Here is a 17,698-nt window from a genome sequence, read left to right on the forward strand (position 1 = left end):
ACTTTTATTGTTGGGTAAGGATATACAAGATGTTTTGTGCTTATAATCTATGCGGATAAAAAAACGCTCAAAGAATCGTTACTACCTGAAATGACAAATATACTTGAAAATATTCCAGCGGTTTCAACGCTGAAATTTATTGAACCCCTGATTGGCTTAATAGTAGCAGTTGTTGGCTCGCTAAAGTTAATAGCTCCAGATTACCTATGGTTAGGTGCGTTACTGCTTGCCATAATTGTTATTATCGTAACCGTTCAACCTATCATTATGTGCCGTTATTTTGAGCCGCAGAAAGAAGATACGCCTCTACAGGCTTTATGTAAAGCAAGGTGCTCATGCGCTTCAATGGCACAAGTGAAGCTGGATAATGATTCTGCCCAATATTTTATTTATCGAGAAAAAGGTGACCAAATATGGATTGCGCCAATGATCGAGTATAAATGGTTATCTACAGAAAGCGATGCTACTTTCAGAGATTATTTGAATAATAATAATGATAACGCAGGTAGGTTGCTTAAAGCAGTCAAACAGGCTATTAAGGATAAAAAAATTGCAGTAAATTGGTATCAACGCGGAACACCAATTTGTACGGATAGCTCAAACGTGAAGCATTTACCGACCTTTCTGAAGCCCATCGTTCAGAATTACGATTAACATCTGTTGTCGGTATGAAAAAAAAGAGCACCCCTTAGGTGCTCAAGTGTCTTTACACCCTTTAGGGTGCGCCTCTACAGAGGTCTTAGGTGGATAAAATCCAGCATAACATTTCCCTTCGAAGGAGGCAATAAAAATGAAGGTGAAGGTAAAAGAATTTCGTTGTTCGTTAATTTGGGTTTCCTTATTCAGGCAAGGCGGGATGCTTGAAAAAAACGTTACCTACCAGCATGAATTTGACAATACAGATAGCAGTAGCGGTGAATGGTCTGCCCCGTGGTCAGAAAAAAATAGGGTTAGTTTCTGGGAAAAATATCTTGATGGTAAAAAGAATTGTGCAGTCAATTCCACGAAAGCTGCTCACTGTTTAGTGCCGCTGAGGGCGAAGGATATAGGGAAAATCATCTCCATGAATAATGACGAGATAAATGGAAAGCTATTTGTCTATGGTGAGGGATTTGCTTATCCTCATGGCGTGGCTTGCATAATCACTCTGCGTTGGCAAGCAAATGATGGCCTCCTCCTTGAGGAAGTTGCTGATTTCTTAATAAAATTAAGATATGGGTACTATCAATGGTCAAAAAGAATCACTCGATCTAATTTAAATGATATTAGCTTAGAAATATTAAATTATTTATCGGGTAAAAATCGAGGTGAACTATATGAACATTTAGACCCATATACAATCACCGCCATAGTGGATGCGGATAATGCCAAATTGACTGAAAAGCAAAATATGGACAAAAACTTACATGAGTTTTTACATGCCATCTCTACATTCAATAAAAGATGGAAGACTGCTAAAATTTCTAAGATAGAAGATGCTTTGCTGCCTACAAAAGGGAATCAAAAATACGATGTGCTCTATGCCTACCGTAGTGGCCGTTCTATTTGGTTGCCTGAATATTTTCACCAACATCGATCTTCATCTGAACGCAAGTCAATTCAATATATAAGTCATTACCAGCGCAATATCACGCTTGCAACTATGCAGGCAGCCTATCTGGCCTTATTCTTGAAAAGAATAAACAAACAAATGAAAAATGGGCGCAACTTAACAGCAGAGGAGATAGACTGTGCGCAGATAGCAGCTGGCGCAGTTGCACGTTTGTACGGAGCGTGTAGGAAAAGTTATATGAGTTCTAGTTTACCTAGGCAACTACAGTATGTTAAAGATGAAATCAATGCGGTTCGTTCAAGAATCATACCTACCGGAAGACTTCTTGGCTAGAACGACAAAAAGAATGACAACAATCCGCAATAACGAGAAAATAAAGGTGAAAAGATTGATCGGCAGCGAAGACGACACGCATCTTGCCGCTCTGACTGACGATGTTCTGTATCTGCCCAAAGTGCATGAGGAGCTGAATCCGCTGCTCTACACCATCCCGGCCCAGCTTTTGGCCTATGAAATCGCCTGCCGCCGTGGCTGCGACGTGGATCAGCCGCGCAATCTGGCCAAGAGCGTGACGGTGGAATAAGCTGCGTTTCTTGCTCTTATAATGAGGGTTCTGCTTTTCAACGTAGATATTACCGGGTTAACCCGCCATCGCATCTGCCGCTAACTAATAGCGGCAGTGCATCGGCAGATGCCGAAGCATGACATCAGTTTTATTCTCGCCCTGCACGGTCATGCCTTTGGGTACTGAAGCATAGCCGCTGACCCATGCAATAGGCACGGCAGGAGCATCGGCGACAACAGCAGGCCGAAGACTGACTGTCTTGCCATTGATGTTCTTGTTCCCCCGATTGCCTAAGCTGATATTGATCACGCCGCCTTGGGCGATCTCAAGTCCTGCGACATAATTGCCGACAATCTTCTCCTTTGGCGGCAAACCTGCTTCAGTGTTGCTTGCCGGCAGCTTCTGCGTGGTCTTGTAATACTCCTCAACACCCTTCTTGGCAAACTCCGCCATATTGAACGCCTCTTCCATCTGCGCCCTGATCACCCGGTCTTGATAGGAAGGGATGGCGATGGTGGAGAGAATTCCCATGATGGCTATGACAATCATCAGTTCAATCAGCGTGAAACCCTGATCGCCGCTTTTTTTGGCAAGAAACTTGCTGAATCGTGCTGTCTTGTTCATGGCGCATCCTCAACGTTATATATTTTTGGCCAGCGAGAAAATCGGCAGGTACATGCTGATGACAATCGCGCCGACCAGCACGCCGAGAACAACCAAGGCCAAGATTTCCAGCATGGCCATTTTCTTTGCGGCGGCATTGCCGATGTCAGTGCCGTAGAACGCCGCCGCATCGCCCATTGCATTCCCAATCTCTTCCTGGGATGCGGCAGTTCCAGCCGCTTGCAGCAGCATTTCCGGGAACAGGCCGCTGTTCCTCATCTGCGCCTGAAGCGCGGACAGGTCTGCCAGATGCGAATTGCTGACCGAGTCCGCCGCATCCCGCCATCTCTGGCTGTTTTTTGCGGATTCCGCAGTTCGCCTTCTCGCGCCCTGCACAAACGTTTTGTCTTTTTGCCGGGCTGCCGGTATATTTCCCTCTTATTGCCCTGAGCGCCTGCTCGCCAACTTCTGCTCGCACCTTGTCATGACTTCTCCGGGAAGCATCGTTGAATATATAGACGGAGGCCGTTTCCTCTGCGCCCTTGTTCTGCAAGACAGCAACGGCAGACTGCGGCTTTTCAACCAGAACGGCAAGGAAATCGTCCTGCCTGCCTCGCGGGTGCTGACCGTGTCCAAAGCCCGGCATCATGTGGACGGCAGCCGCGAGGACCGTATGGCTGTGCTGAAAAGCATGGCCGAGAACCGCGCCGTCCTCACTGGCTCGATTCCGCTGGAAGAAATCTGGGAATTGGCCAGCGCGGAGGAGCAGAACGCCTTTCCGCCGGATTTTCTCGCGGGCCTCTTCTTCGGCGGCAGCTTGAACGACGACCAGTCCGCCGCCTTTCTGCGGGCGGTGTTTGAAGACCGGCTTTTCTTCAAATATAAAAACGACCTGGTCAGCGTCCACAGCCCGGAGCAGGTCGAGCAGCTCCGCCTTCAGCGGCAGCGCGAGCAGGAGAAGGAGGATTTGCTCAAAACCGGGGCCGCCAATTTGGCCGCAATCATGGAAGGCAGGCAGATCAGCGCAGAGGAATGGCCGGAGCGCGGCAAAATTCTTGGCTGGCTGGCGGATTATGCCCTTTTCGGCAGCGAAGCGGCGGACTGCGACCTTGATTTAATCCGCCAGCTTTTGAAAAACGCCGGGCTGCACCGGCCTGACGATCCTTTCCGCCTGCTGGTGCAAGCCGGAATCTGGCAGAAGGATGAAAATATTGCCCTGCTCCAAGCCGGGCAGCCGGTGGATTTCGCCCCGGAGCTGCTGGAGCGGGCCGCCGCCATTGCCGAGCCGAGCGCGGAGGAACTGCTGGCTGATCCAAAGCGCAAAGATTTCCGCGAGCTGGACATTTTCACCATTGACGGCTCCTCCACCCGCGACTACGACGACGCGCTGCATGTCGAGCCGCAGGAGGACGGCAGCCTGCTCGTCGGCGTGCATGTCTCGGACGTGGCCTATTTTATCAGCCCGAAAGACCCGCTTTTCGCCGAGAGCTTGGAGCGGGCGACCTCGCTCTATTTCCCGGAAAATCAGGTGCCGATGATGCCCAAAGAGCTGTCGCAGGGCGTGTTCAGCCTGATTAAAGACCGCGTGCGGCCAGCAGTCAGCTTCTTGGTGAAAATGTCGCCGGACGGGGAAATTCTCAGCAGCAAAATCGTTCTCAGCGTCATTCAGGTCAAACGCCAGCTCACCTACAGCGAAGCCGACCGAATGGTGGAGGAGGACAAAGCCCTGCGCCTGCTCAACCGCCTCCAGCTCCAGCTGCGGCAGCGGCGGGCCGAGCGCGGCGCGCTGCTGCTCTCGCTGCCGGATGTGAATATTTATCTGGAAGAAGGCAAAGTGATGGTCGGCCTCACGCCGTCGGACACGCCCGCCCGCAGCATTGTTTCCGAGTGCATGATACTCGCCAACGGCATCGCCGCTGACTATCTCGCCGCTCATGAGGCGCCGGGCCTGTTCCGCTCCCAGCCGCCGCCCAAAAAACGGCTGATCTCCGGTGTGCAGAACAGCTTGGCCGACATCGCCTGCCAGCGGCGTTTCCTTGCTCGCGGCGAGCTGACCGCCAATCCGAAGCCGCATTCCGGCCTTGGCCTCAACTGCTACACTACGGTCACCTCGCCCATCCGCCGGGTTTTAGACACGGTGGTGCAGCTGCAAATCTCCAGCCTGATCAGCGGCAAAGGCATTCTCTTCCCGCTCGATGAATGCCGGAAATTCGCCGGGATCATTCAGGACAAGCTCTCCCGCGCCAACAAGGTGCGCCAGCAGCGGCACCGCTACTGGATCCTGCGCTGGCTGGAGGATCAGATCGGCAAAAGCCTGCCCGCGCTGGTGGTCAGCAACGGGCCGCAGCGCATCAACGCCCTGCTTTTAGACTGCCTTTTTGATATTGAGCTGCCGCCGCATCCTTCCTTGCGGGCCGAGCCGGGCGACGAGGTCAACGTCCGCATCGCCAAAGTGGACGCGCTGGAGAACACCCTGCGGTTGGAGTGGTAGCAGCCAGCGATGCGGCGGCTGGTCAGATGGTTTGTGGAGAAAATTCGCAAATATCTTTTTCCCATCGCGCCGTTGCTCCTGCTTCTCGTCATCGGACCGCTTGGCTACGAGCTGCTGGAGGGAATGAGTTTTCTCGATGGTCTCTATCTGACCGCGATCACTATCACCACCGTCGGCTACGGCGACATCGCCCCAGTCACCATTGGAGGCCGCCTCTTCACCATTCTGCTGATTTTCTCTGGTGTTGGCTATGTGATGTATCTGTTCAGCCAGATCACCGAGACGATGGTCGAAGGCGGTCTGCGGCACATTGTGGCAAAAAGAAAAATGCAGAAAAAAATAACAAAACTGCATAATCATTATATCGTCTGCGGTTTCGGCAGAATCGGCCAAGAAATTTGCTCGCTGCTCAAAGAAAATAACCGGCCTTTTGTCGTGATTGAAAGCGACGAGGCAGTGATCGAGCAACTTGACCGCCTTAGTTACGCCGAACTGAAAGGCGATGCCTCCGATGATGACATCCTGCTTGCTGCTGGCATCAAGCAGGCAAAAGGATTGGTCACAGCAGTCTCATCCGATGAAAGAAATGTCTATATCACCCTGACCGCACGCGGCCTCAATCCGAATCTGTTCATCCTTGCCCGCTCCAGCGGCCTGCCCGGCGCGGCCAAAAAGCTCGAACGGGCAGGAGCCAGCCGGGTGATTTCACCCTATTCCATTGGCGCACGCCGCATGGCCCAGCTCATCGTTCGGCCTACAGTGGTGGATTTTGTTGATTTAGCCATGCAGGCTGGCGACTTGGGGCTGCGCATGGAAGAACTGCTGGTGGGAGCGCAGGCGCACTGCGTCGGCAAAACACTGATCGAAACTGGGGTCAGAAAAAAATATGGCATCATTGTCGTGGCGATTAAACGAGCAGAGCTGCCCATGATCTTCAATCCTGGCTCAGAAACCAAGATTATGGCAGGTGATATTCTGATCGTGCTGGGAGAAAGCAGCCACATCACGGCATTGGCCGAGACGCTGTAACAAAATCATAAGATTCTCCGAGGAAGTGCCTTCAAGGGTTTTTCCTGCGTGAGACAGCCGCCGCCCGAACTGAACTGGCCTTCTTCCGGGCGGCGGTGGTTTTTTCTTTTCTATCCGGCGAGAGAACATGTCTGAGCAGAAATTTGTCCGGCCCGTGACTGACGAGGCGGTGCTGAAAACGGTCAAAGAGATCATGGTTAAATTCATCGAAATCGGCAAAGTGACTCCGGCAAACTTCGAGGAGCACTACAGGCTGGTCTTCAACACCGTCAAACAATCGGCGGAGGAGTTGAACAAATGACGACGGCAGCGCAGCTTGATCCGCAGCTCAACCGTGCGCCGGAGCAGATCCGGCACATCCATCTGATGGGCATCTGCGGCACGGCGATGGCGGCGATGGCCGGGATGCTCAAGGAAAACGGTTACATCGTCAGCGGCTCGGATCAGAACGTTTATCCGCCGATGTCAGATTTTCTCGCGCAAGCGGGCATCGCGGTCATGCAGGGCTACAGGCCGGAAAATTTGGAGCCGCGCCCGGACTTGGTTATCGTCGGCAACGTCATCCGGGCTATTTACCCAGAGGCGCAGCGGCTCGCCGAGCTGCGCATTCCCTACCTCTCTATGCCGCAGGCTCTGGGGCATTTTTTTCTCCGCAGCGGCATCAGGCCGATGGTGGTGGCCGGAACGCACGGAAAAACAACCACGTCCTCGCTATTAGCCACCGCGTTGCATCGCGCCGACCGCTCGCCGGGCTTTTTTATCGGCGGAATTGTTGAGGCATTCGGCAGCAACTACCGCATCGGCAATGGCGAGCACTTTGTTATAGAAGGCGACGAATACGACACCGCCTTTTTCAACAAAGTCTCGAAGTTTCTGCACTACCGCCCGCATTACGCCATCGTTACTTCAATAGAGTTTGATCACGCTGACATATTCGCCGATCTCGACCAAATCCGGGCATCGTTCAGTCAGTTTGTCCGCCTGATTCCAAAGGAAGGCGCATTGGTGGCCTGCATGGATGATCCGATTGTCGCGGAGACTGCCGCGCTCTGTTCCGGCCAAATCATTGGCTATGGCACAGGCGCAAACTGCCGCTGGCGGCTGGCAGATTTTGCTGCCAAGGGGCTTGGCTCAATTTTTGCTGCGCACAAGGACGGCAAATTGTTCGGTGAATTCGCGCTGCCCATGCCCGGCAAGCACAACGCCCTCAACGCCTTGGCCGTGATCGCCCTGCTGGAACATGTCGGCCTGAGCGTGGAGGAAATCCGGCACGGGCTGGCTTCGTTCGAGGGCGTGAAGCGGCGGCAGCAGGTGCGCGGCGAGGTCAACGGCATCACAGTGGTGGATGATTTTGCTCATCATCCCACAGCAGTGCGCGAAACCATCAGCGCATTGCGGCTGGCCTGGCCGGAACGCCGCCTGCTGGTGGTGTTTGAGCCGCGCACCAACACCAGCCGCCGGGCGGTATTTCAACAGGACTACGAAACCGCCTTCGCTGGCGCGGAGATGGTGGTTGTGCGCGAGATCATGCCGCTTGACCACGCCGCGCCGGGCGACAGCTTCTCTTCTCGGCAGCTTGCGGCGGCCCTGAATGCGCAAGACATTCCGGCGGAATATTTCCCCGACACCGATGCCATTCTTGCTTTTCTGCTGGCGCAGGCGAAATCAGGCGATGTCATCGCCATCCTTTCCAATGGCGGCTTTGACAATATTCATGTGCGGCTGCTGGAGAATTTGAAGGCCATCTGCTTGTAACAGGAGGTAAGTCGGGCTGCTCATGAACAATGCAATGGCCAACCGTAAGGGCGGTTCGCGAACCGCCCTTACACCACAAACAACGCAGGTGCGCAGGCAATGACAAAGCAAGAACTGCTGAAGAAGATAGCGGAGGCTAAGGCGAGCAGGGCGACGGAGCTTGACCTCAGCCGCAACCAGCTCACCGCCCTGCCGCCAGAGTTGTTCCAGCTCACGAACCTGACGGAGCTTGACCTCAGGAGCAACCAGCTCACTGCCCTGCCGCCAGAGTTGTTCCAGCTTACGAACCTGACGGAGCTTGACCTCGGCCGCAACCAGCTCACTGCCCTGCCGCCAGAAATCTGCCAGCTCAGGAATCTACAAAAACTTATCCTCTGGGAGAATAAACTCACTGCCCTGCCGCCAGAGTTGTTCCAGCTCACGAACCTGACGGAGCTTGACCTCGGCCGCAACCAGCTCACCGCCCTGCCACCGGAAATCTGCCAGCTCACCAAGCTGAAAGAACTTCGCCTTGACGGCAACCCTCTCATTTCCCCGCCGTTAGAGATAGCCGAGAAGGGCATTGATGCTATACGTGAATATTTCGCCGAGCTGGAAAAGAGCAAGCGGCCTCTCAACGAAGTAAAAGTCCTCCTCATCGGTGACGGGGCCGCAGGCAAGACCTCGCTGGTCAAGCAGCTCTTCGGCCAGCCCTTTGACAAGGACGAAGACACCACGCATGGCATCAGCATCCGGGGCTGGAAACAGGAGGTCAGCGGGCGGAAAATCACTATCAATCTCTGGGACTTTGGCGGCCAGGAGATACAGCACGCCACGCACCAGTTCTTCCTCTCCAAGCGCAGCCTGTATGTGCTGGTGCTTGATGGCCGCAAGGACGAGCGGACGGAATACTGGCTGCGGCACGTTGAAGCCTTTGGCGGCGACTCGCCCGTGCTGGTGGTGCTCAACAAAATGGACAGCAACCCCTCGTTTGATCTCAACCGGCCTTTTCTGCTGGAGAAATACCCCGGCATCCGCGACTTCTTCCGCATCTCCTGCAAGACCGGCAAGGGCGTGGCCGAGTTCAGAGCGGCGCTGCTGGAGGAGCTGAACAAGGTGGAAATGATCGGCACGGTTTGGCCCGGCAGCTGGTTTGCGGTCAAGCGCAGGTTGGAGGAAATGGACAGGCCCTACATCAGCGCGGCGGAATACGGCGGCTTCTGCCAAGAGGCGGGCATCACCGAGGAGCAAAGCCGCGAGACGCTGGTTGACTTCCTTCATGATCTCGGCGTGGCCGTGCATTTTCGGGAATTCCTCCTCGATGCCATGCACGTGCTGGATCCGGTCTGGGTCACAGAGGCAGTGTATAAGATCATCACTGCCGAGAGCATGGCGGACAAGCAGGGCTGTCTGCATTTGAACGACATGGGTGCAATTCTGCCGGACTGCTGCCAAGGAAAGCACTGCTTCCCGCCCGGCACGCATCCATACATCCTCCGCCTGATGGAGAAGTTCGAGCTGTGCTACCCGGTCGGCAAGGAGGCGGTGCTCATCCCGCAGCTTCTGCCAGTGCAGGAGCCGCAGCTTAACTTCGAGCAGGGCGGCGCACTCCGTTTCGCCCTGCATTATCCTGACTTTCTGCCGCCGTCCGTCTTTCCTCGCTTCATGGTCAAGGTGCATAAAGACATCAAGGCGGAAACCTGCTGGCGCACCGGCGTGCTGCTGGAGGACAAATGCAGCGGGGCGCAGGCGTTGGTCAAGGCGGATGTTGAGGCGCGGCGGATCAACATCTGGGCGCAGGGTGAACGCCGCCGGGAGTATCTGCACTATCTCCGCTACACGCTGGCCGACATCAACAGCAGCTTTGAGAAGCTGACCGTCAGCGAGCGCGTGCCCATGCCGGATGCCCCGCAGGTCAGCGCGGACTACGAGACCCTGCTCAATCTGTCCGAGGCTGGTTCGGACATCTTTATTCCCGACGGCTCAAAAACGCGATACAGTGTGCGCAAGCTGCTGGGCTTGGTGCAGCCGAAGAGTAAAGATGAGCTGACCGAACTGATGCGAAAGGTCAGTGCGCATCTTGATGAGAAGGAATCTGGGACGGAAGTAGCTGCCAGCCTGTTTGAGCTGAAGCCGAACATCATCGGCATAGGCTTCAACCTGAATGAGCTGTTTGCACGAATCTTGGCTTGGGCGAAGCAGAGACAGCGCGAGTCCCGCAAATAAAAGCCGCCACCATTGCCCTCACCTTTCAATTGATCTCCTTTCCCGCTGATCATACTCAAACTTGCCGTCTTTGACTGCGACGGAGTGCTGTTTGACTCCCCACCATCGTTATTGCGGCACCATCTGCTGTTCTTGCTGGCCTCGACGAGATTACCGTTTGATATATAAGTAAAAATAATCGTTCTTATCTTTTTAGTTGACATAACATGCGGCGTGAATATATATTGCTCGGCAATAGTTACCACGTTGTGGTTTAGCACACAGGGTTTGGGCCGCCGTGCCGTATTGTAATGTTTGCAAATTCATATATAAAAAATAATCACACGAGGTGCGCAGCATGAAATTGAGTCGCCGCTCTCTGCTCAAGGCAGGAGGAGGTCTTGGCGCAGGATTAGCCTTGGCCGAGCTTGGCTTCAACACCAAGCCCATCCACGCCGCCGCGTTGAAAGAATCACGAACAAAAAACGCCAGCGAATTCACCTCGATCTGCACCTTTTGCTCCTGCGGCTGCGGAATGCTCTGCCATGTCAAGGATGGCAAGCTGATCAACTTGGAAGGCAACCCCGATCATATCATCAACGAGGGCGCACTGTGCAGCAAGGGTTCGGCGATGGCCGCCATTCCCAACTCCGATCAGCGGATCAAAACTCCGCTGTACCGCGCTCCTGGCTCGGACAAATGGCAGGAAATCAGCTGGGATGAAGCCATCAGCAAGGTGGCGGCGAAAATCAAAGAGACGCGGGACAAGCACTGGATCGCCACTGAAAAAGACGGCGAGCAGGAGTTCCCGGTCAACCGGACAGATGCGCTGTCCTTCCTCGGCGGGGCGCAGAACAACAACGAGGAATGCTACCTGATGAGCAAAATGAGCCGTCTGTTCGGCACGGTTTTTGTCGAGCATCAGGCCCGGCTCTGTCACAGCTCCACGGTCGCCAGTTTGGGTGCCTCTTTTGGGCGCGGGGCCATGACCAATCATTGGTTGGACCTCAAAAATGCTAAGGTCTTCCTGATTGAAGGCAGCAACTGCGCCGAGAATCACACCATGTCCATGCGCTGGATCATGAAGGCCAAAGAGAAAGGGGCCATAGTCATCCACGTTGATCCCCGCTTCACCCGCACTTCCACTGCTGCGGACATCTACGCCTGCATTCGCCCCGGCACCGACATTGCCTTTCTTAATGCGGTGATCAATTACATCATCGAGAACAATCTCTACGATGCCGACTACGTCAAACTGAACACCAACGCGCTGCTGCTGCCAACAGAAGGCTTTGCCTTTAACGAAGGGCTGTTCTCCGGCTACAACGCGGCGGAGTTTAAATATGACACCGCTTCTTGGGGCTATCAGCTTGATCCAGAGACCAAGAAACCGCTCAAGGCCGAGAGCTTGGACGATCCGCGCTGCGTCTTTGCCAAGCTGAAGGACTTCTTCAAACGCTACACCCTGAAGGTCGGCTCAGAAATCTCCGGCATCCCGGAAGCGACCATTCAGCTGATCGCTGAGACCTTTGCCAAGAACCGGCCTGGCACCGTGCTCTATGCCTTGGGCATGACTCAGCACACCGTCGGGGTGCAGAACATCCGCTCCTTCGGCGTGCTGCAAATGCTGCTCGGCAACTTGGGCAAGCCCGGCGGCGGTATCAACGCCCTGCGCGGTGAACCGAACGTGCAAGGCTCCTCGGACATGGCCCTGCTCTTCAACACTCTGCCGGGCTATCTGTCCTGCCCCAGCCACAACCAACCCACGCTGGCCGAGTGGACCAAGGGCGCAGGCACCTTCCGGGCCAAGTTCCTGATCAACCTGTTCAAGGCTTGGTTCGGCGAGAACGCCACCGCCGAGAACGAGTACGGCTACGGCTGGCTGCCCAAGAAGAACGCCAAGAAGAACTATTCGATCTTCCGCATCTTTGAGACCGCCTATGAAGACAGCATGAAGATGCTGTATGTCATGGGCCAGAATCCGATGGTCTCCAGCCCCAACCTGAACTTGGTGCATGATGCCCTGAGCAAATTAGACATGCTGGTGGTGGCTGATCTGTTCATGACCGAGACTGCCGCCTTCTGGGAAAAGCCGGGCACGGATCCCAAGGCGGTCAAAACCGAGGTGGTCTTCCTGCCAGCGGCTTCCTTCTTGGAGAAAGAAGGCTCGCTGACCAACTCCGGGCGACTGGTGCAGTGGCGCTACACCGGCATTAAACCGCCGGGCCAGGCCAAAAGCGATTTGGAGATTATTGACCTGCTCTTCCGCAAGGTGCGCGAGCTGTACGCTGCTTCGACAGAGGAGAAAGACCAGATATTCAAGCGGGTGAACTGGAACTACCCGCAAGAGAACATGGCCGAGGCCGTGCTGAAGGAGATCAACGGCAGCAACCTCAAGACCGGCGAGCCGCTGAAAGGCATTGCCGAGCTTCAGGCGGACGGCAGCACCTCCTCTGGCTGCTGGATCTATGCTGGTGTCTTTGGCGGCGGCAAGAATCTCAGCAAACGCAAGGACAACAAGACTGATCCCAGCGGCTTGGGCCTGTACCGCGACTTTGCTTGGAGCTGGCCTGGCAACATGAAGGTGCTGTACAACCGCGCCTCTTGCGACGCGCAGGGAAAGCCTTTAGACGAAGCGAACAAGCTCATCTGGTGGGATGCTGATCAGGGCAAGTGGGCCGGACATGACACGCCTGATGTGCCCAAAGCCGACGAAGGCCCGGACAAGCCCAGCGGCCAGCGGCCCTTCCGCATGGCGGCTGAAGGCGTGGCCCGCCTGCTGACAGCTCCGTACAAAGACCCGGACGCTGCCAGCGCCGAAGGCCTTCCCCGCGACAGCTCTTCGGTGGCGACAGATGGCCCCTTCCCAGAGTTCTACGAGCCGATGGAAAGTCCGACCGGCAACATCCTCCACCCGAACGTGGCGGTCAATCCCTGTGTCAAGTACCCGCGCATCAAGACCAAGCAGCCGCTGGGCGCGGTCAAGGATTATCCTTACGTCCTCTGCACCTCCAGCTTGGCCGAGCACTGGTGCGCAGGCACCTTTACCCGCAACGTGCCGTGGCTGAACGAGATGGTGCCGGAAACCTTTGTCGAGATCCCGGAGCGGCTGGCCAGCAAACTCAGCATCGCCAGCGGCGACAAGGTGCGGGTCTGGTCAGCGAGGGGCGAGCTGACTGTGCCAACGCTGGTCACGAAACGGATGCAGACCTTGCAGGTCAACGGGCGGGAGGTCTTCATCATCTGGATGCCTTACAACTGGGGCTACAAGGGCCTCAGCACCGCAGCCAGCACCAACTTGATCACCATTGACGCAGGCGACCCCAACACGTGGATACAGGAGACCAAGGCGTGCTTAGTCAATCTGGCCAAGGTATGATGGAACAGTGGACAGAGGCGCATCCGCACCTTGCCGAGCTGGCGCGCCTGCATCGGTGTTTGGAGGAGGCGTTGACGGATGCTGTAGGGGCGAACCCCTGTGTTCGCCCTGATGTGGCAGAAGGGCAGGCACAGGGGCCTGCCCCTACGGCGGAATTGCCTTTATTGCTGCATCAGCACCTTGACACCGCATTCCTGACGCAGGCGGGCAGGGCCTTGCTGCGTCTGCTTGCTGCTCTGCCTGCTGAGGGACTGCCTGCGCCCTTCTTGCACGAATGCGTCCGCCTCCGCGAGGGGCTGGGGCAATCGGCGGACGAGGCGGCGCGTCTGATTGAGGACGCTGTAGGGGCGAACCCCTGTGTTCGCCCTGATGCGGCAGAAGGGCAGGCACAGGGGCCTGCCCCTACGGTGTCACCCCTGCTGGCCTTCCTCATCTGGAAGCTGCTGGCCAAGCTGCTTGCCCCTTGGCGCGAGTACTTGGAGCAGCGGCTGCCGGATATGGCCTGGGAAGAACCCATCTGCCCGCTCTGCGGCGCAGGGCCGAGCATGGCGCAGCTTGTCCGCACCAGCACGGGCCGCAAGCGGCTTTTGGTCTGCGGCTGCTGCACAACCCGCTGGGAGTACAAGCGCATCGGCTGCCCGCACTGCGGCAATGAGGAGCAGAGCCAGCTCTCCATCATCGAGCTGGAAGACGAGCCGTTCCGCATAGACTGCTGCCAGCAGTGCAAAGGCTACATCAAGACCTGCACCGGCAAGGACGACACTGTAGGGGCGGTTCACGAACCGCCCCTGCTCGCCGACTGGTCATCCCTCCACCTTGATGCGCTGGCCATGCAGCAGGGCTGGCAGCGGCGGGCTGAGTCCCTCTACCGCCTCTGAGTCATGCTGTATTTGGACAACGCCGCGACAAGCTGGCCGAAACCGGAGCAGGTGCGCCGGGCCGCGCAGGACTGGCTGGAGCACGGCGGCGGCTCGCCGGGGCGGGGCACACACGCCTTTGCCCGCAAAGCCGGGGATGTCCTCAGTCTGACCCGCCGCAGCCTGGCCCGCTTCTTCAATGCCCCGCACGAGCACCGCATCATCTTCTGCGCCAGCGCGACCGACGGCCTCAATCTCGCCCTGAAAGGCTTCCTCAATCCGGGCGATCACGTCCTTATCTCGGCGATGGAGCACAACTCCGTGCTCCGCCCGCTGCGCGGTTTGCAGCAGGAGCGCGGCATCAGCTTGGACATCGTGCCCTGCGACAGCGAAGGCCGCCTTGATCCCGACGAGGTGGCCCGCCGCATGAACGACCGCACCCGTTTGGTCGTAGTCTCGCACGCCTCGAACGTGACTGGCGCAGTGCAGCCTGTTGCAGAGATAGGCAGATTAGTGCGGGAGCGCGGGGCATATCTGCTCGTGGATGCGGCGCAAACTGCTGGTATCCTGCCGATTGACTTCCAGACCCTCAACGCCGATCTGCTCGTCTTCTCTGGTCACAAGGGGCTGTACGGCCTGCAAGGCACCGGCGCACTGATCATCGGCGAGCGCGTCAAGTCGCTGCGGCCTTGGCGGGAAGGCGGCACCGGCTTCAACTCGCTCTCCGAGGAGCAGCCGCAGGAGTGGCCGGAACGCTTCGAGGCGGGCACGCCCAATGTGCCGGGCATTTTAGCCTTGGGCGAAGGCATAGCCTTTCTCATGGCAGAGGGCGTGGACACAGTGCGGGCCAAGGAAGATGCCTTGTTCGCCGGACTCTGGCGCGGCCTGAGTGAACTTGACGGCGTGACGCTGCACGGCCCGCCGCCGGGCAAAGAGCGCATCGCCATCCTCTCGTTCAGCATTCACGGCTGGGAGCCGGAGGACATCGGCGGCATTCTCCATCACAACCACGGCATTCAGGTGCGCACCGGCCTGCACTGCGCCCCGCTCGCCCACCGCACGCTGGGCACCCTGCCGCTGGGCACGGTGCGGCTCAGTCCGGGCTGTTTCACCACGGCGGAAGAAATCCGGCAGGCAGTGGCGGCCATCCGCATGATCGCGGAGACAGTGCTGCCGTGAGTCAGTCTTTCTGCATGAAGAACTTGGCATGAGCACCATCAACCAACACGTGGACGGCAGCGGCAACGTCTTCTCTGGCAGCGGGAATGTTCACATTGAGAACTACAACTGCGCTGCGCAGAAGCCTCCGCCGCCCAACCAACGCCCTGCCCTTGAACCCTGCTTTCTCCACCGCGACGAGGAGCTTGTCTGGCTGAACGACAAGCTGCAACCGGGCGTGGTTGTGGCGGTGTGCGGGCCGGGCGGCATGGGCAAGAGCGCGCTGGCGGCGCAGGCAGTGCATCGCTTGGAGGAAGCCCGCTTCCCGGACGGCATCATCTTCCACAGCTTCTATCATCAGCCGAGCACAGAGCAAGCCCTGCAAGCCATTTGCGCCGCCTTTCAGGTGGAGGCGAAGGCGGGGCTTGAGACTGCCGTGCGGAATGCGCTCTCAGGCAGGAAGGCCTTGCTCATCCTTGATGGGACGGAGCAGGCCGATGACCTGCCAGCGGTGCTGCGGCTGCGCGGGACATGCGGCGTTCTGATCACTAGCAGGAAGCGGGCCGACGCGCAGGGTCTCCGCCTTGACCTGAAGCCGCTGGACGAGCAGCCCGCAGCCGAGGTCTTCCGACTGTACAGCGGCGTTGCGGCGGATGCTCCCAGTGTGGCGGGCATTTGCACGCTGCTGGGCGGCTGGCCGGTTGCCCTGCGCATTGCGGGCCGCTATCTCAGCAGCACGGGCGAAAGCGCGGCGGACTACCTGCGCTTTCTGAGCAAGGTGCCATTCAAAAGGCTGGGCAACGAGGAGCATCAGCAGGAGAACGCGGCCTTGCTGCTGCGGCGCAGCGTGGCAAAGGTGAGCGCGGATGCCCGCCTTGCGCTGGGGCTGGCAGGCTGCTTGGCCTTTGCCTCGATAGCCCGCGAGCCGGTCATGGCTGTTCTCGATGGTGATGAGCTGCGCAGTGCTGATGCCTTGGGTGAGCTGGTCAATTACGGCTTGCTGGAGACGAAGGAGGAACGCTGGCAGGTAAGTCATGCGCTGGTGCATACCTACGCCCGCACAGAGCTGGCTTTGAGCACAGATGCGCTGAAGCGGCTGGCAGCTTGGTACATCACCTTCTGCGAGACTGCGAGCAAGGAAGGCGTGAAGGGCTATGTCCGCCTTGATGCGGAACGGGCGCATTGCCTGCGGCTGATGGAGAGTTGCTTAGACAGCAAGCTGTGGCAGCAACTGCAAGCCTTGGAAGGTGCAATATGGGAATATTTAGACCGGCAGGGACATTGGATAGAGCGATTGGCTGCCCTTGAGATGCAGTTAAATGCCGTTCGGCAGAGTCAAGACCGCAAAAATGAAGGTTTGTTCTTGAACTCAATTGGCCGCATTTATAACTGGCGTGGAAAGAATAAGAAGGCATTAGATTGCTGCTTGCAGAGCTTGGCGATACACCGTGAAACAGGTGATAGACAGGGAGAAGCCAGAAGCCTAAACAATATCGCTAAAATATATGCCTCGCAAGGTAAACCAACGCTGGCCATACAGAAATATCAGCAAAGCTTAACGATAGCGCAAGACATCAGAGATAGACAAGGGGAAGGATGGACATTAAATAATATAGGTCAGCTTTACTGTGATCAAGGCGACTATGAGATAGCATTAAGATATCTATGCGAGTGTCTGACTATTAGGCAAGAGGTTAAAGATAGGACTGGCGAGGGTATAACAAGAAACAGTATTGCCGCTATCTACCGCGCACAGGGTGATACTGCTAAGGCGTTGGAAAATTGCAAACAAGCCTTGATGATATGCCAGCAGCTTTGTGACAAGGCCGGAGAAGCAGTAACACGCTGGAATATCGGCCTCACTTATGAAAAGGAAGGCAACATTGCCAAGGCAGAGGAATATATCTACCAAGCCGTGCAGACAGCAGAGGCTATCAGCCATCCTTGGCTAAAGAGATGGCGCAAAGGATTGGCACGGCTGCGGGCAGCGCGGCATGGGTAATAACACGGTGGGGCGGTGCGGGGGCAAAAGATTTTTTGCCCCTACGTGGCCGCTGCAACGGCCCGGTGCTGCGAGGAAGAGTCACACCATAGTGTGAGCCTCCTTCAGACCATAGTGCGAGAT

At 56.5% G+C, this 17,698-nt stretch carries 14 protein-coding genes; 12 read left to right on the forward strand and 2 right to left on the reverse strand.

What is annotated here, in order from left to right; translation table 11 throughout:
* The first annotated feature begins 36 nt into the window (after nucleotides 1–36).
* The 3 genes from ACNKH6_RS09620 (at nucleotide 37) to ACNKH6_RS09630 (ending at nucleotide 2,135) form a co-directional block, all read left to right on the forward strand.
* Nucleotides 37–654: a hypothetical protein gene (locus ACNKH6_RS09620; RefSeq protein ID WP_417915342.1), complete on the forward strand. Its 618-nt coding sequence runs from the start codon at nucleotides 37–39 to the stop codon at nucleotides 652–654.
* Nucleotides 655–790: 136 nt separating this feature from the next.
* The gene (locus ACNKH6_RS09625; protein WP_417915343.1) at nucleotides 791–1,885 is read left to right on the forward strand and encodes a hypothetical protein; all 1,095 of its coding nucleotides are present in this window, start codon (nucleotides 791–793) and stop codon (nucleotides 1,883–1,885) included.
* Nucleotides 1,886–1,931: 46 nt separating this feature from the next.
* The gene (locus ACNKH6_RS09630; protein ID WP_417915344.1) at nucleotides 1,932–2,135 is read left to right on the forward strand and encodes a hypothetical protein; all 204 of its coding nucleotides are present in this window, start codon (nucleotides 1,932–1,934) and stop codon (nucleotides 2,133–2,135) included.
* Between the two features lie 84 nt (nucleotides 2,136–2,219).
* On the opposite strand, the gene ACNKH6_RS09635 is transcribed toward ACNKH6_RS09630, so the two are convergent.
* Nucleotides 2,220–2,741 carry a pilin gene (locus ACNKH6_RS09635; protein ID WP_417915345.1) on the reverse strand — a complete coding sequence of 174 codons (522 nt, stop codon included), beginning with the start codon at nucleotides 2,739–2,741 and terminating at the stop codon, nucleotides 2,220–2,222.
* A 15-nt stretch (nucleotides 2,742–2,756) separates the two neighbouring features.
* A complete protein-coding gene (locus ACNKH6_RS09640) occupies nucleotides 2,757–3,116 on the reverse strand; it encodes a type II secretion system F family protein (protein WP_417915346.1) in 360 nt (119 codons plus the stop codon).
* 88 nt (nucleotides 3,117–3,204) lie between these two features.
* Here ACNKH6_RS09640 and ACNKH6_RS09645 point away from each other — a divergent pair, with 88 nt between their 5' ends.
* From ACNKH6_RS09645 to ACNKH6_RS09685, 9 genes are all read left to right on the forward strand, one after another.
* On the forward strand, nucleotides 3,205–5,211 hold the full coding sequence (locus ACNKH6_RS09645) for a ribonuclease catalytic domain-containing protein (protein WP_417915347.1): 2,007 nt from the start codon (nucleotides 3,205–3,207) through the stop codon (nucleotides 5,209–5,211).
* A 9-nt stretch (nucleotides 5,212–5,220) separates the two neighbouring features.
* Nucleotides 5,221–6,240 carry a potassium channel family protein gene (locus tag ACNKH6_RS09650; RefSeq protein ID WP_417915348.1) on the forward strand — a complete coding sequence of 340 codons (1,020 nt, stop codon included), beginning with the start codon at nucleotides 5,221–5,223 and terminating at the stop codon, nucleotides 6,238–6,240.
* A 127-nt stretch (nucleotides 6,241–6,367) separates the two neighbouring features.
* On the forward strand, nucleotides 6,368–6,541 hold the full coding sequence (locus tag ACNKH6_RS09655; protein ID WP_417915349.1) for a hypothetical protein: 174 nt from the start codon (nucleotides 6,368–6,370) through the stop codon (nucleotides 6,539–6,541).
* Nucleotides 6,538–7,995 carry a UDP-N-acetylmuramate:L-alanyl-gamma-D-glutamyl-meso-diaminopimelate ligase gene (gene mpl, locus ACNKH6_RS09660; RefSeq protein WP_417915350.1) on the forward strand — a complete coding sequence of 486 codons (1,458 nt, stop codon included), beginning with the start codon at nucleotides 6,538–6,540 and terminating at the stop codon, nucleotides 7,993–7,995. Before ACNKH6_RS09655 ends, mpl begins: the two co-directional genes overlap by 4 nt.
* A gap of 99 nt (nucleotides 7,996–8,094) precedes the next feature.
* On the forward strand, nucleotides 8,095–10,200 hold the full coding sequence (locus tag ACNKH6_RS09665; RefSeq protein WP_417915351.1) for a COR domain-containing protein: 2,106 nt from the start codon (nucleotides 8,095–8,097) through the stop codon (nucleotides 10,198–10,200).
* 337 nt (nucleotides 10,201–10,537) lie between these two features.
* On the forward strand, nucleotides 10,538–13,558 hold the full coding sequence (gene fdnG, locus ACNKH6_RS09670; RefSeq protein ID WP_417915352.1) for a formate dehydrogenase-N subunit alpha: 3,021 nt from the start codon (nucleotides 10,538–10,540) through the stop codon (nucleotides 13,556–13,558).
* Nucleotides 13,531–14,436, forward strand: a complete 906-nt coding sequence (locus ACNKH6_RS09675) for a formate dehydrogenase accessory protein FdhE (protein WP_417915353.1) — start codon at nucleotides 13,531–13,533, stop codon at nucleotides 14,434–14,436. Before fdnG ends, ACNKH6_RS09675 begins: the two co-directional genes overlap by 28 nt.
* A 3-nt stretch (nucleotides 14,437–14,439) precedes the next feature.
* Nucleotides 14,440–15,594, forward strand: coding sequence for an aminotransferase class V-fold PLP-dependent enzyme (locus ACNKH6_RS09680; protein ID WP_417915354.1), 1,155 nt, complete (start codon nucleotides 14,440–14,442; stop codon nucleotides 15,592–15,594).
* A gap of 28 nt (nucleotides 15,595–15,622) precedes the next feature.
* Nucleotides 15,623–17,575, forward strand: coding sequence for a tetratricopeptide repeat protein (locus tag ACNKH6_RS09685; protein WP_417915355.1), 1,953 nt, complete (start codon nucleotides 15,623–15,625; stop codon nucleotides 17,573–17,575).
* Nucleotides 17,576–17,698 lie beyond the last annotated feature (123 nt).

Origin of the sequence: Candidatus Electronema sp. JM, assembly GCF_048287415.1 — a bacterium.
Taxonomy (GTDB): domain Bacteria; phylum Desulfobacterota; class Desulfobulbia; order Desulfobulbales; family Desulfobulbaceae; genus Electronema.